Origin of the sequence: Flavobacterium sp. RNTU_13 (assembly GCF_046614455.1) — a bacterium.
In the GTDB taxonomy this organism is placed as follows: Bacteria; Bacteroidota; Bacteroidia; order Flavobacteriales; family Flavobacteriaceae; genus Flavobacterium.
The window spans coordinates 216,020-230,479 of sequence record NZ_JBKJHB010000005.1; the positions used below are offsets into that span (position 1 = coordinate 216,020).

Below are 14,460 nucleotides of genomic sequence, written 5' to 3' on the forward strand. Positions count from 1 at the left end.
TTTAACGTTTTTTTTAGGGGGTAAATTGGTTATAAACCACTGCTTTATTTTAAGTATTTAAAAATCAATGTATTGTAGTTTTTTCATTGCGAATTTACCCCCTATGTTTTTCTAATTTACCAATGTGTTTTACGTTTTTACCCCCGTTACTTTGCTAATGTTGACACAAACTACAACGTTTAAGTATGCTTTTGTAAAAAGTTATAGAGCAAAAACGATTGCAGTTTCAAGCAAGAGACAAATGAAATGAGTTTAAATAAAGTTTGGAGTTAATATTTGGTTTTTTACACCTGCCCGTGGTGTTTTGTGAGTTAATCGCGGGCAGGTTATTTTAAAGAAACATCTCCTCCATAACCATAACAGTATTAAAGTTAGTTAACCAATAGCGAACATAAATTTTCAATCCATTACCTAAAAACATCAGGAAACTTTTTTAAAAATGATTAACCTCTAAAACTAAACCTTAGCTCCCTAACAAAAGCGGGGACTACCTAAAACACTTTAAGTATTTATGAAAAAAACTACGCTTTTAAAATCAACAAACAGTGTACGGGGGCAAATGTTACTGCTCATGTGCATGAGTTTAAGTACAGGTGTTGCAAGTGCTGCCTCGCCACTTTCTTCTGCGTATAACAAAACCTACTACCAAAATCCGGTAAAAGGTAAAGTAACCTCTGCAGACGGTATGCCTGTACCGGGCGCTAACGTAGTGGTAAAAGGTACTACAATGGCGGTTAGTACAGACCTGGATGGCAACTATGAGTTACCTTCATTACCGGCTAACGCGGTACTTGTAATAAGTAGTATAGGATTTCAAACACAGGAAATAGCCGTTAAAGGCGAAACTGTTGTAAACGTAACCCTTAAAGATGATAACAAAGAACTGGAAGAAGTTGTTGTTGTAGGTTACGGTACTAAAAAGAAAGCTACACTTACAGGATCTATATCTGAGATAGACGGTAAGGCTATGGCTAAGTCGCCGGCAGTAAACGTATCTAACTCTTTTGCAGGTAGAGTATCGGGTGTTGTAACCAGTAACCGCGCCGGAGAACCGGGTTACGACGATTCCAGCATTGCTATACGTGGTATTAATACCATGAATGATAACAGCGTGCTTATTGTTGTAGATGGTGTACCTGCACAAATAGGGGGTATTAACAGGCTTAATCCACAGGAAATAGAGAGTGTAACTGTACTTAAAGATGCGTCTGCTGCAATTTACGGAGCGCGCGCTGCAAACGGTGTTATCCTTGTAACGACCAAAAAAGGTAAGTTAGGCTCTAAAATGAAGGTGAGTTATAACTTTGACCAGGGCTTTTCGTCTCCAACCCGTTTACCGGATATGGCCGATGCAGCAACCTATGCACAGATTGTAAACGAAATTGCTTACTATAATAGCCATTCTGCTGGATTAAACTCTGTTTATTCTGATGCAGATATTCAAAAGTTCCGCGATGGTTCAGATCCGGTAGGCCATCCTAACACAGACTGGGCTAAGGTAACGCTTAAAAATTATTCGCTACAAAGCCAGCATAACCTTAATGTGCAGGGTGGTAGCGAAAACACTACATACTTCTTCTCTCTTGGTAAACTGTCTCAGGATGGGTTGTACAAAAACGGAGCTACAAGCTATGACCAGTACAACGTACGTACTAATATAGATGCTAAAGTAAGCGACAGGTTTAAAGTAGGCGTATCGTTATCGGGCAGGAAAGAAGACAGGGTGTACCCAATTACCGGCGCGGGAGATATTTTCCGTTCTATATATAGGGCATATCCTACTGTAGCTGCTTTCAACCCTAACGGGTCGCCTACAAGGGGTATAGAGCTTAACAACCCTGCAATGATGGTAACTAATGCTGGTGGTACTAACGAAAACCCTACCTATGTATTTAACGGCATACTTAGGGCGAGCTATGATTTTGGTTTTGTAAAAGGACTTTCGGTAGATGGTTTTATGTCGTCAGATGTTAGCCAAAGCTACTCTAAAGCGTTTTCAAAACCTTATAATTTATACAGCTACGATCAAACCGCCAATACTTATACGTCATATATAGTAGGTGGTGTAGAGCAACAGGCTGCACTTACCGAAGAACAAACTAACCAAAGCATGGAAGTGTATAACATTAAGCTAAACTATAAGCGTCAGCTTGGTAGCCATAATGTTGATGCTTTTGTGGGATATGAACAAAGCGAAAATAACTGGCACAGATTTGGAGCATACCGCAGGCATTTCCCAACCATAGAAACTCCTGAATTGAGCCAGGGAGGTGCTGCACCTACAGACCAAAATAACTGGGGTAGTAGTACACGTTATACAAGGCAAAGTTACATAAGCCGAATTGCTTATGACTATTCAGAAAAATATCTCGCAGATATTCAAATGAGGGTAGACGGATCTAGTTTCTTCCCATCAAATAGTCGTTATGGTTTCTTTCCTTCTGTATCAATGGGATATAGGATTTCTAAAGAAAACTGGTTTGCAGATAATGTAAAGGGTATTAACGATCTTAAATTCCGTGCTTCATGGGGGCAACTGGGTAACGATAGCACCGAACCTTTTCAGTACTATGACAACTATGGCTTTAACAACAGGTATGTAGTAGGAGGAGTACTTACTTCGGGCGTAGATCTTAAAAAACTAGCTAACCCTGGTATTACATGGGAAAGAGCTACCAAGATAGACTTTGGTATCAACACCCGTTTTCTTAAAAACTTTACGGCTGAGGTCAACTACTTTACACAAGACAGGTCTAAAATACTTTGGGCAAGGAACGGTTCAATTCCTGGATCTACAGGTATTGTAAACCCTTACGGAGAAAATCCGCTTGTACCAAAAGAAAACATAGGAGGTATTAAAATTCAAGGTATTGAGGCTACCCTTGGTTACAATCACACAGGTGAGTTTACATGGGGACTATCAGGTAACTTTACCTTCACCAAGAATAAAATTACCAATATAGACGAGGCACCAGGTACCCTTGATTATCAAAAGCAAACCGGTAAGCCATGGAATACATACCTGCTTTACGAAGCTGTAGGTATTTACCAAACACAAGAGCAGGTAGATAACTCACCACACGTAACAGGTGCACAACCAGGCGACCTTATTTACAAAGATGTAAATGGCGACGGTAAAATTACAGAAGATGATAAAACACGTACCAAATACGGTAATATACCAAGAATGACCTTTGGTTTAGTAGCCGATGCTAACTATAAAAACTTTGATCTTTCTATAGTATTTGCAGGTCAGGCGCAGGTAAGTCAGTATGTATTGGCAGAAAGCGGTAGCGTAGGTAACTTCTACAGCGACTGGGCTAACAACAGGTGGAGCCCTACAAACACAGGTGGTACCTATCCACGTGTAAGCGACCGTGCTTCATCGGCAGTTAGTGGTGGTTTATACCGTAACAACTTCTGGTTAAACGATGCTTCTTTCGTAAGGCTTAAAACGGTTCAGCTTGGTTACACTATCCCTTCAGATATGCTAAGTTCTTACGGAATTTCAAGCTTTAGGGTTTACACGAGCGCGTTTAACCTGTTTACGCTTTCTAAGGTGAAAAACTACGATCCGGAAGGAAGCAGCGAAAGTGCACAGTTTTACCCGCAACAGAAAATTATAAACTTAGGTTTTAATGTTCAATTCTAAAAAAATCACTATGAAAAAAGTAAATATGATTAAGTCTTTAGCGGGTATCATGGCATTATCTGCCGTGCTGGTAAGCTGCGAAAAAGACTTCCTGGATACAAAGCCTACCAGTGTTTTGTCTGACGCTGCTGTTTTCTCAGACTCTACGCTTTTTGAAAATTATGTTATAAACCGTTATATGGGCGTACGCCTTGGAAACAAGGAAGGCGACTCTAACCAGCCTGGTTTTGGCCGCGGGTTTGAGTACGGTATGTGGAGCTCTATTACAGACGAATCTATATATAATAACGACGATAATACGTGGGTAATACAACAAGGTGGTTTATCTCCTGAAAACCTGGGTATTGCCGGTACTATATGGGCAAGGAGCTACCGCAGCATCCGCGAAGTGAACTACGCTCTTGCAAGGATAAATGAGGTGGGTATGAGTACAAAACGTACAAACCGCCTTATTGCAGAGCTTAAATTTATCCGTGCATTCCGTTACCTTGATCTTATAAGAAACTACGGGGAAGTAGTGCTAATAGGCGATAAAGTATCTCAATTGAATGACGATTTTACAGATGAATCATTGTTTGACCGTCGCCCTGTGGCTGAAGGTATTGCTTACGCCGTATCTCAACTGGATGAAGCTGCTGCCGGCCTTCCGGTAAGCACGGGAAGCCAGTATGGCGAAGGCCGTGCTACAAAAGGTGCCGCGCTAGCGCTTAAATCAAGGTTGCTACTATACGCAGCAAGTCCTTTATACACAGGCGGTGCCGGTAGTACACAAAAGTGGGCCGAAGCAGCTGCTGCTGCAAAAGCAGTTATGGACATGGGCAACTATAGCCTGTACCAAGGTGGTTACGATAAGCTGTTCACTACAGAGGGCAGTAACTCAGAATATATTTTTGCAAGGTTCTACAACCTAAGTGCGCTGCACTTGGCACTGGAAATTGCTAATGGTCCTAACGGTTATGGCGGCTGGGGAGGTAACCTTCCGCTGCAAAACCTTGTAGACGATTACGAAATGGCCGACGGTAGTACATTCAGTTGGGATAACCCGGCCCATGCTGCCGACCCGTATTCTAACAGGGATCCACGTTTCTACCAAACAGTATTGTTTAACGGGGCGTCGTACAAAGACAGAAGTATTGAAACCTTCCGCCCGGGCGGACGCGACAGCGCCGACGGACCGGATAACTGGAACACGAGTAAAACAGGTTACTACCTAAGGAAATTTATGCGTGAAGACCTGCCTATTATTAACCCTTGGGGTATAGCAGGTGTTCAAAACTGGATTTACATCCGCTACGGAGAAATACTGCTTAACTATGCAGAAGCGCAAAACGAGGCAGTAGGACCAGATGCCAGCGTATACTCTGCAATAAATGCCATAAGGCAGCGTGCAGGAATGCCTGATTTGCCAGCCGGACTTTCTCAGAGCGATATGCGTGAGCGTATTCACCATGAAAGAAGGATAGAGCTTGCATTTGAAGAGCATCGCTTCTACGACGTAAGGCGTTGGATGACAGCAGATGTAATAGAAAACACACCGGCTTACGGTATTAATGTAACTAAACTTTCTAACGGTACATTTACCTATGAGCGTAAAGTGGCATTACAAGGTAAGAGTTTTAGTACTAAGCACTATTGGCTTCCTATACCTAGGACAGAGATTCAGGCTTCAAACGGAAAACTGAAACAAAATCCTAACTATTAATGAATTTGGGTTAAAGAGCCGGGGCGCATTAGTGCCCCCGGCTTTTGTACCATATAACAGCTTGCATCAAAAAGAATGAAATACAACATTTTAGGTAATTGTTTAGCACTTTCGCTATGTGCGGTTTTGGCTGCATCATGCAGTAGCGGAGAAAGTGCTAAGTCTTCTACAGGATCAGAAACCACACAAGAAATTACACTAACCATAGACGATGCGGTTACGTATCAGGCCATAGACCATTTTGGTGCTTCAGATGCCTGGTCGTGCCAGTTTGTGGGGAGTTGGCCGGAGACTAAGAAAAACGCAATAGCTTCTTTATTATTTAGTAAAGACAAAGACGCATCGGGTAACCCGATGGGTATAGGGCTTTCGCTATGGAGGTTTAACATTGGTGCGGGCAGCGCAGAACAGGGTAGCGCCAGTGGCATTGGAGATGAATGGCGAAGGGCCGAATCGTTTCTTAATGCCGATGGCAGTTACAACTGGGATAAGCAGCAGTCACAGGTATGGTTTGCCCAGCAGGCAAAAAGCTTTGGTGTAGAAAAGCTGTTGGTTTTTCCTAACAGCCCACCGGTTTCACTAACCCGAAACGGTAAAGCCTACGGCAGCTCGGGCAGTATAGCCTCTAACCTTGCATTTGATAAGTTTGAACCCTATGCGGATTATCTGGCAAATGTGGTACAGGGGCTGCAAACCAAAGGGCTTGCTGTAAATTATATAAGCCCTATGAATGAACCTCAATGGGACTGGAACGATGGCGGGCAGGAAGGCACACCATTTTATAACAACGAAATTGCGCAAATAGCCACACTTCTTAACCAAAAACTAGAAGATAAAGGACTCGCCACAACCATTAGCCTTGCAGAAGCCGCTCAAATCAACTATTTGTATGAAACGGGTAATAAACCAAACAGGGCAAACCAGTTACAGGATTTGTTTACCTCAGGGTCATCAAACTATGTAGGTGGTTTATCTAAGCTGGAAAAAGCCGTTGCAGGTCACAGCTATTTTACCACCTCACCATTTAATACACTTGTAAGCCAAAGGCAGCAACTGGCATCCGCAGTAGGGCAGGTAAACGGATTGCGTTACTGGATGTCTGAGTATTGCATACTTGGTGATAATGCCGGTGAAATTAACGGCAACGGCAGGGATTTAGGTATAGATGCGGCATTATATCTGGCAAAAGTTATACACACAGACCTGGCAGTTGGTAATGCAAGTGCATGGCACTGGTGGCTGGCCATTTCTCCATACGATTACAAGGACGGGCTAATCTACATTGACAAGCAAAAACAAGACGGAAACTATTACAAAAGTAAAATGTTATGGGCGCTGGGTAACTACAGCCGCTTTATAAGGCCGGGATATAAGAGGGTGAAAATAAACAACAGTAAAGGCGATGCGCTAAACCAAAACTTCTTGTATTCGGCGTACAAAGATCCGCAAACGGGTAACCTGGTAACTGTTGTGGTAAATGCTTCTACCCAGCCAGTATCGTTTAATCTTAAAAAGACCACCGCTAACCTTACAGGTCTTAAAGCGTACATAACCGCAGCAGATAAGGAGTTACAGTTGGCACCCGTTGCAGACGGGCAGTTAATACAAGTGCCGGCGCGTAGCATAGTTACAATTACTACAGGAGGACTGTAACATAGAATTATTGAAGAAAGAGGAATTAACATTATCACAATCAAAAGCCAAGAATAGTGAATACGAGGACTAAAATATTACTTGCTGCTTTAAATGCTACATGGATGGCCGCTATGGGTCAGGTTTCGTTTGGGCAGCCACAAAAAATAAATGATCACTGGAAGTTTGCACTGGAAGACAAACAGGAAGCCAAGGAATCTGCTTTTAATGATGTTGACTGGCAGGATGTAAACGTACCGCATGACTGGAGCGTAAAGGGCCAGCTTAGCCCATCGCTGGCGAGTTGTACCGGGTATTTGCCGGGAGGTATAGGATGGTACAGGAAAAACCTGAATGTACCCGCTGCAAAGAAAGGTGAGAAAGTGTACCTGTACTTTGAGGGAGTATATAACCGTAGCGAAGTTTTTATCAACGGGCACTCGCTGGGTAAAAGACCAAACGGTTACGTATCGTTTAGCTATGATGCCACCCCATATATTAATTTTGGTGGTAATAACACCATTGCTGTGCGTGTAGACCATAGCCAAAGTGCTGATTCACGCTGGTATACCGGATCTGGTATTTACCGCGATGTATATGTGGTATACGCTAATCCGGTACACATAAACCAGTGGGGGGTGTATACCTACCCTGAGGTTAAAGGTACTACCGGTACGCTGAACGTAGAAGTAGAAATAGAAAACGGCCTGTCTAAAAAAGCCGGTGTTACCGTACTTAATGAGTTGGTTGATAAAAACGGCAAGGTAGTAGCTAAAAGTTCGCAAAAGTTAACTGTTGCGGCTAATGCCAAAGACAAGGTAGCTACGAAGTTAAATGTAAGCAGCCCACAACTGTGGAGCATTGACACACCAAACCTATACACTCTTAAAACCACGGTTTTACAGGATGGCAAAAAGATAGATGCCACCACTACAGAAACCGGTTTCCGTACGTTTACATTTGACCCTGATAAAGGTTTTGCCCTTAACGGCAAATGGATGAAGATGAAAGGTGTATGCCTTCACCATGATGCCGGGGTACTGGGTTCTGCAGTGCCAGAGGAGGTTTGGAAAACAAGGCTTCAAACCCTTAAAACTATTGGCGTTAATGCTATTCGTACCAGCCATAACCCGCAATCGCCGGTGTTTTACGAACTTTGCGATGAGTTGGGTATCCTGGTACTTAACGAGGCTTATGATGAGTGGGAATACCCTAAGCGTAAATGGATAACCGGCTGGAACAAAGGTACTCCGGGTTTCCAGGGGTCTTATGATATTTTTGCCGACTGGGCTGAAAAAGACCTCGAAGACATGGTACGGAGGGACAGGAACCATCTTTCTGTTTGGGGATGGAGTATAGGTAACGAGGTGGATTATCCTAACGACCCTTACTCTCACCCTGTGCTTGATGGTGGTAAAGACGGTTTTGGCCAGCCTGCCTACGGAGGCTATAAAAAAGATGCGCCAGATGCCATGCGATTAGGCGGCATTGCCAAAAGACTAGTTAATGTAGTTAAGAAGTTTGATAAATCACGCCCTACAACGGCAGGGCTTGCCGGAGTAGCTATGAGTAACGAAACGGAGTATCCGTTCCTTATAGACGTTACCGGGTATAACTACACCGAGAGCAAATATGTTTCAGACCATAAAAAATTTCCTAAGCGTGTTATATACGGTAGCGAAACCGTGCACGACCTGGAGCCATGGCTGGCAGTAAAAAATAATGAACATATATTCGGGCAGTTTATCTGGACGGGTATTGATTACCTTGGGGAGTCGGGAGCGTGGCCTTCACGCGGGTTCTATTCCGGCCTTGTAGATTTTGCCGGGCAAATAAAGCCTCGCGGCTATTTCCGACAGTCGCTTTGGTCAGATAAGCCTATGGCATACATCGGTACATACCCTACGCCACAAAACGAGAAACAACCGTCTAAGGATGCTTGGGACATCTGGAACTACCAAGATGGAGAAAGCATTCGTGTGGTTGCCTATACCAATGCGGCTAAAGCGCGCCTGGAACTTAACGGTAAGCAGGTAGGCGAGATAAAACCGTATGATGAAAAAACGGGAATTATCGTTTGGGATGTGCCGTACAAAGCAGGTAAGCTAGAGGTTATTGGCCTTGATGCTAGCGGTAAAGAAGTTAGCCGCTATGCCATAACATCATCTAAACAGCCTTCTGCCATGGTTATTAAGCAAAAAGGTATTCTAATTAATAAAGACAAAGGTGTAGCACAGGTATTGCTGCAGGTGGTAGATGAAAACGGCGTTCCGGTAATGCTGTCTGATAATGAAGTAACCTGTACAGTTAGTGGTCCGGGTACGTTGTTAGGGCTTGAAGCGGGCAATAACAGCGATATGACTGACTATACGGATAATGTACAGCGTGTTTTACACGGCCATATTTTGGCTTATATCCAGGCAACTGGGCAAGCCGGGACGGTTACAGTTAAATTTACCAGCCCGTGGTTAAAGCCTGTAGAAACTACCATTACAGTAAAATAATTTATGAAGAAAATCATCTTTTCTATACTTTCACTAATTGCCTTATCTAAGCCTGCTGTTGCGCAAACCGACAGCAGGCCTAAAGATGAGGTAGCTTACCTTTTTGCGTACTTTACCGGTAATAATGTAGAGGAGGAGGCCGTTAGGTTTGGTGTAAGCCTGGACGGTTATCATTATTACGCTTTAAATGGTAATAACCCGGTTATAGACTCTAAAAAAATCAGCTCAACCGGTGGTGTACGCGATCCTCATATTATGCGTGGACCTGATGGTGTATTCCGTATGGTGGTTACCGATATGACTTCCTCTAAAGGATGGGACAGTAACCGCGCTATGGTGTTGCTTAAATCGCCTGATTTAGTAAACTGGACATCATCTGTGGTAAACATTCAAAACCTATATCCCGGTAATGAAGACCTAAAGCGTGTATGGGCACCGCAAACCGTTTATGATAAAGCCGCGAATAAGTACATGGTGTATTTTTCTATGCAGCATGGCAATGGGCCTGATATTATTTATTATGCGTATGCCAATGCATCTTTTACAGGTTTAGAAAGCGCTCCTAAAGTGCTGTTTAAACCAAAGTCGGGACGCGCGTGCATTGATGGCGATATTGTAGAAAAAGATGGTATATATCATTTGTTCTACAAAACCGAAGGCGGTACAAACGGTATTAAAGTTGCCACAACGAAAAGTCTTACTTCCGGCAACTGGACAGAGAAAGATGAGTACCTGCAACAAACTACAGAGAGTGTAGAAGGGGCGGGGGGATTTAAGTTAAACAGTTCGGAAACGTTTATACTGATGTATGATGTGTACATGAAAGGCAAATACCAGTTTACAAAGAGCACTGACCTCGAGCATTTTTCGCTAATTGATAGTGAAATAAGTATGGACTTTAACCCGAGGCATGGTACCGTAATGCCCATTACCCGTACAGAGCTAAAGAGGTTATTGACAAAGTGGGGAACTCCGGCCAATCTGCCTCAGGTTAATAACAATCCGGTACTGGAGGGGTATTATGCCGATCCTGAAATTTTATACTCTAATAAGACCAAAAAATATTACTTGTATCCTACCAGCGATGGTTTTGATGGGTGGTCGGGTACATATTTTAAGGTATTCTCATCGTCAAACCTTACAGACTGGAAAGATGAAGGGAAGATTATAACACTCGGTAAAGAGGTAAGCTGGGCAAACCGTAATGCGTGGGCACCTTGCATTATTGAAAAAGAGGTTAAAAAAGGAAAGTATAAATACTACTACTATTTTACAGCAGCGCAAAAAATAGGCGTTGCCGTTTCAGATAGCCCTACAGGACCGTTTAAAGATAGTGGTAAGCCTATAGTAGCTACAAGGCCTGCCGGTCAGCAGGGAGGCCAGGAAATAGACCCCGATGTGTTTAGGGATCCGGTTAGCGGAAAATTCTATTTGTACTGGGGTAACGGTTACTGTGCCGTGGCAGAGCTTAATGCTGATATGGTTACCATAAAGCCTGAAACGGTTAAAGTAATTACACCGACCAAGAACTACAACGAGGGTACGTATGTGTTTTACCGCAAGGGTACTTATTATCTTACATGGTCTGAAAATGATACCCGAAGCCCTGATTACCAAGTACATTATGCTACTTCTAGGTCACCATTAGGGCCATGGGCTCTACCTGCAGATAATCTTGTAATAAGTAAAGATGCCAACGCTGGCATTTACGGTACAGGGCACCATTCGGTGCTGCAAATACCCGGCAAAGACGAGTGGTACATAGTGTATCACAGGTTTCCTTATCCTAAAGGGATTACCATGGGCGATGCCGCCGGTTTCCACAGGGAAGTGTGCATAGACAAACTGGAGTTTAATGCCGATGGAAGTATTAAGCCCACAGTACCAACACATAAGGGAATAGCACCCTTGAAATAGAGTTTTGTTTTAATTACCCAATAGATTTAGTGTATCCCGTTCTGCGAAAGTGGAACGGGATTTTTTGTTTGAATTTTTTATATGGAGTATTGATTACGTTTCCGGTTGCCGTTTCGCTACTTTTTCGGCAATCACCTGTGCTATAGGTTTATTATAAATATTACTTTCAAGCCACGAAATAAGGTCAAGGTAAAGGAATGCCCTGCGCTCAAACGGGTCTTTTTCAAAGGTTTTAAGCTTTTCCAATAGCTCAATGAACCGTCGCTTTATAAGCAGTGGTGATACGTTGGATAACCCCTTCAGGAATTCAATTACAGCGCGTTGTACACCGTGTAAGTCGTTCATCTTTATCAGGAAGTTATAAGTAGACTTTATGAGTGCTTCCAGCCTGTAATCAAGCCCTGCTTGGTAATGAGCAGCAAGGTTAAGCATGTGCGCAAAGCACATAAGGTCTTCCCTGATTTGTGTGGTTTTACTGTTTATTATTTTTTTTAAAAATAAGATGCATTTTGCATATTCTTGCGTACCAAAATGATAACACGCTATTTTGTAGTAAAGTATCATAACGTGGTGGTCATCTATCTTATCTTTATACCTCTCAAGCTTTTTATGGATGGTTTCCAAAAGTGCTTCGCCACCACTAAACTGCGCCCTCATAAAACGAAGGTTCAGCTTATTAGCATACACATATAGAAACGACAGTACAATAATGTTATCGTCTTCCGGTATGGGTTCACTACCAAGTATCTGTTCAAATTTGTCCAGCGCTTTTTCAAACTGTTCTACCCTGTTCAGATAATACAGTGATTCCAGTACGTAGTGGTTGCCCTTAATATAAAAAACAGGGTGTACGGTAATAAGGTGCGGGTTTTTTTCAAACAAACCTACCCAGCGGGTAGCATATCTGTAACACGCTATAAAGTCCTGGGTTATAAAACTATACCAAAGATACGACTGGTATAGCCACAGTTTCTCCCTAAACCCAAGTTTATCAGTAGCATAATCAGGTAAGTGCTTAAAAAAGTGAGCAGATACCTGTTGCGCTTCCTCATCGGTTCTGGCATAGCCGTGTTTTAGGAATATGTTATACATATCCAGCGCCAGGCTGCTCAGCTGGCTTGCTATGTTGTTAAGGTAGCTAAGTTCGGCGGTCTGCTCTATAAGTATATCGGCACGATTACTGCGGCTACGGGTTATGTACTGAGATTCAATTATTTTTTCTAAATCCAGAATTTCGTAGCCCAGGTTCTTTTCCTCGTACATAATCGCCTGAGATTTTAACTTATCCAGTAGCTTAAGGCACTGCTGGTACAAACCCTTTCGGTAGAGTATCATGGCAAAATCAAATTGCTCACGCAGTTGCAGCGGTATATTACGTTTGCTGGGGTTTAGCCGCAGGCTGGTAAGTATCTGGTTGTATAGGTGCGCTTTTACGTTACTCAGTTGTTCCTTGGTTATCTTGGTGGCCTTAAGTAATGCTTGCTCGTCATATTCCTTTTGAGCCGACAATACTTTGAACAGATGCAGAAATTTACTGTCGGTATTGGCCTGAAGCCGGTTTACAAACAAAGAAAACTGCCGCTTTTCTGAAGCGGAAAGTGATTTTATAAGTATAAACAGATTATCTGTAAGTTGTGTTTTATTCTTCATTCCGCATAAATTCGGTTCATCAAATATAGCTAAAAATCATTTCTACACTTATATTATTATGAGTGCATAATAAATTTAGATTTCGTAAAATTATTTATGTTAACTGTTTGATATTAAATACTTTGTGTTTTTATTTGTGTTTTTAGGTGTCGTAAATGGTATTTTATATAAAAATACTCTGGAAATGAGTTGTTTATTTTCGCTTACAGATTAAAACCACGAGAAACTATGAGTACAGAGCATATTGATATTTTCGACACTACGCTTCGCGATGGAGAGCAGGTCCCGGGATGTAAACTAAATACAGCCCAAAAGCTGAAAATTGCCGATGCGCTAGATAATCTGGGCGTTGATATTATTGAGGCCGGGTTTCCTATTTCCAGTCCGGGTGATTTTCATTCGGTAGAGGAAATTGCAAAACTTGTAAAAAATGCTACCGTTTGCGGATTAAGCCGTGCGGTACAAAAAGATATCGAAGTAGCGGCCGAAGCTCTTAAATATGCAAAAAGGCCACGTATACATACGGGTATTGGCACATCTGATTCTCATATAAAACACAAGTTTAATTCAACCCGCGAAAAAATCATAGAACAGGCTGTGCAGGCGGTAAAATTGGCACGAAATTTTGCACCGGATGTAGAGTTTTATGCAGAAGATGCGGGTCGTACCGATAACGCTTTTCTTGCAGAAGTTTGTACTGCTGTGGTAAAAGCAGGAGCTACTGTGCTTAACATTCCGGATACTACAGGCTACTGCCTTCCGGACGAATACGGTGCCAAAATAAAATACCTTACAGATCATGTGGTAGGCATAGAAAAAGTAAAACTTTCCTGTCATTGCCATAACGACCTTGGTTTGGCTACAGCCAATGCGATAGCAGGGGTAATAAACGGCGCGCGCCAAATAGAGTGTACCATTAACGGAATTGGTGAACGTGCCGGTAACACAGCACTTGAAGAGATAGTTATGATACTGCGCCAGCACCCTGCGCTGCACCTTTCTACCAATATAAAAACGCAGCAGCTTACTGGCTTAAGCCGCATGGTGTCTCAGGAAATGGGCATGACGGTACAGGCTAATAAAGCTATAGTAGGTGAAAATGCTTTTGCGCACAGTTCAGGTATTCATCAGGATGGGGTCATTAAGAACCGTGAAACCTACGAAATTATAGACCCGGCCGATGTAGGCGTTACCGAATCGTCTATAGTGCTTACGGCGCGTAGTGGGCGTTCTGCACTAGCATATACCGCTAAAAAAATAGGCTACGAACTTACCAAGAACGACCTGGATATTATTTACCTTGAGTTCCTTAAGTTTGCCGATAACTGTAAACAGGTACAGGATAACGACCTGCACCATATCATTGCGCTTTCTAAAAACAGGCTGCAAATAAACTACTAAGC

7 protein-coding genes are annotated in these 14,460 nt (G+C 42.7%); 6 read left to right on the top strand and 1 reads right to left on the bottom strand.

Annotated elements, in window-relative coordinates; genetic code table 11:
• Positions 1–511 precede the first annotated feature (511 nt).
• The 5 genes from ACLI08_RS13070 to ACLI08_RS13090 all read left to right on the top strand — a co-directional run bounded on the left by ACLI08_RS13070 (position 512) and on the right by ACLI08_RS13090 (position 11,407).
• Positions 512–3,652 (top strand): SusC/RagA family TonB-linked outer membrane protein, encoded by a 3,141-nt coding sequence (locus tag ACLI08_RS13070; protein ID WP_411428942.1) that lies wholly within the window; start codon positions 512–514, stop codon positions 3,650–3,652.
• Positions 3,653–3,662: 10 nt separating this feature from the next.
• Positions 3,663–5,354: a RagB/SusD family nutrient uptake outer membrane protein gene (locus ACLI08_RS13075; RefSeq protein WP_411428943.1), complete on the top strand. Its 1,692-nt coding sequence runs from the start codon at positions 3,663–3,665 to the stop codon at positions 5,352–5,354.
• Between the two features lie 75 nt (positions 5,355–5,429).
• A complete protein-coding gene (locus ACLI08_RS13080) occupies positions 5,430–7,007 on the top strand; it encodes a glycoside hydrolase (protein ID WP_411428944.1) in 1,578 nt (525 codons plus the stop codon).
• A 56-nt stretch (positions 7,008–7,063) separates the two neighbouring features.
• Positions 7,064–9,490 carry a sugar-binding domain-containing protein gene (locus tag ACLI08_RS13085; RefSeq protein WP_411428945.1) on the top strand — a complete coding sequence of 809 codons (2,427 nt, stop codon included), beginning with the start codon at positions 7,064–7,066 and terminating at the stop codon, positions 9,488–9,490.
• Between the two features lie 3 nt (positions 9,491–9,493).
• The gene (locus ACLI08_RS13090) at positions 9,494–11,407 is read left to right on the top strand and encodes a family 43 glycosylhydrolase (protein ID WP_411428946.1); all 1,914 of its coding nucleotides are present in this window, start codon (positions 9,494–9,496) and stop codon (positions 11,405–11,407) included.
• A gap of 93 nt (positions 11,408–11,500) precedes the next feature.
• On the opposite strand, the gene ACLI08_RS13095 is transcribed toward ACLI08_RS13090, so the two are convergent.
• Positions 11,501–13,057 carry a hypothetical protein gene (locus ACLI08_RS13095; protein ID WP_411428947.1) on the bottom strand — a complete coding sequence of 519 codons (1,557 nt, stop codon included), beginning with the start codon at positions 13,055–13,057 and terminating at the stop codon, positions 11,501–11,503.
• Positions 13,058–13,285: 228 nt separating this feature from the next.
• On the opposite strand from ACLI08_RS13095, the gene ACLI08_RS13100 reads away from it, so the two are divergent.
• The gene (locus ACLI08_RS13100) at positions 13,286–14,458 is read left to right on the top strand and encodes a 2-isopropylmalate synthase (RefSeq protein WP_411428948.1); all 1,173 of its coding nucleotides are present in this window, start codon (positions 13,286–13,288) and stop codon (positions 14,456–14,458) included.
• Positions 14,459–14,460: the final 2 nt, after the last annotated feature.

Coding starts and splice junctions, on each gene's coding strand:
- ACLI08_RS13090 (WP_411428946.1), top strand. CDS start 9,494: ATGAAGAAAATCATCTTTTCTATACTTTCACTAATTGCCTTATCTAAG.
- ACLI08_RS13075 (WP_411428943.1), top strand. CDS start 3,663: ATGAAAAAAGTAAATATGATTAAGTCTTTAGCGGGTATCATGGCATTA.
- ACLI08_RS13080 (WP_411428944.1), top strand. CDS start 5,430: ATGAAATACAACATTTTAGGTAATTGTTTAGCACTTTCGCTATGTGCG.
- ACLI08_RS13095 (WP_411428947.1), bottom strand. CDS start 13,057: ATGAAGAATAAAACACAACTTACAGATAATCTGTTTATACTTATAAAA.
- ACLI08_RS13070 (WP_411428942.1), top strand. CDS start 512: ATGAAAAAAACTACGCTTTTAAAATCAACAAACAGTGTACGGGGGCAA.
- ACLI08_RS13100 (WP_411428948.1), top strand. CDS start 13,286: ATGAGTACAGAGCATATTGATATTTTCGACACTACGCTTCGCGATGGA.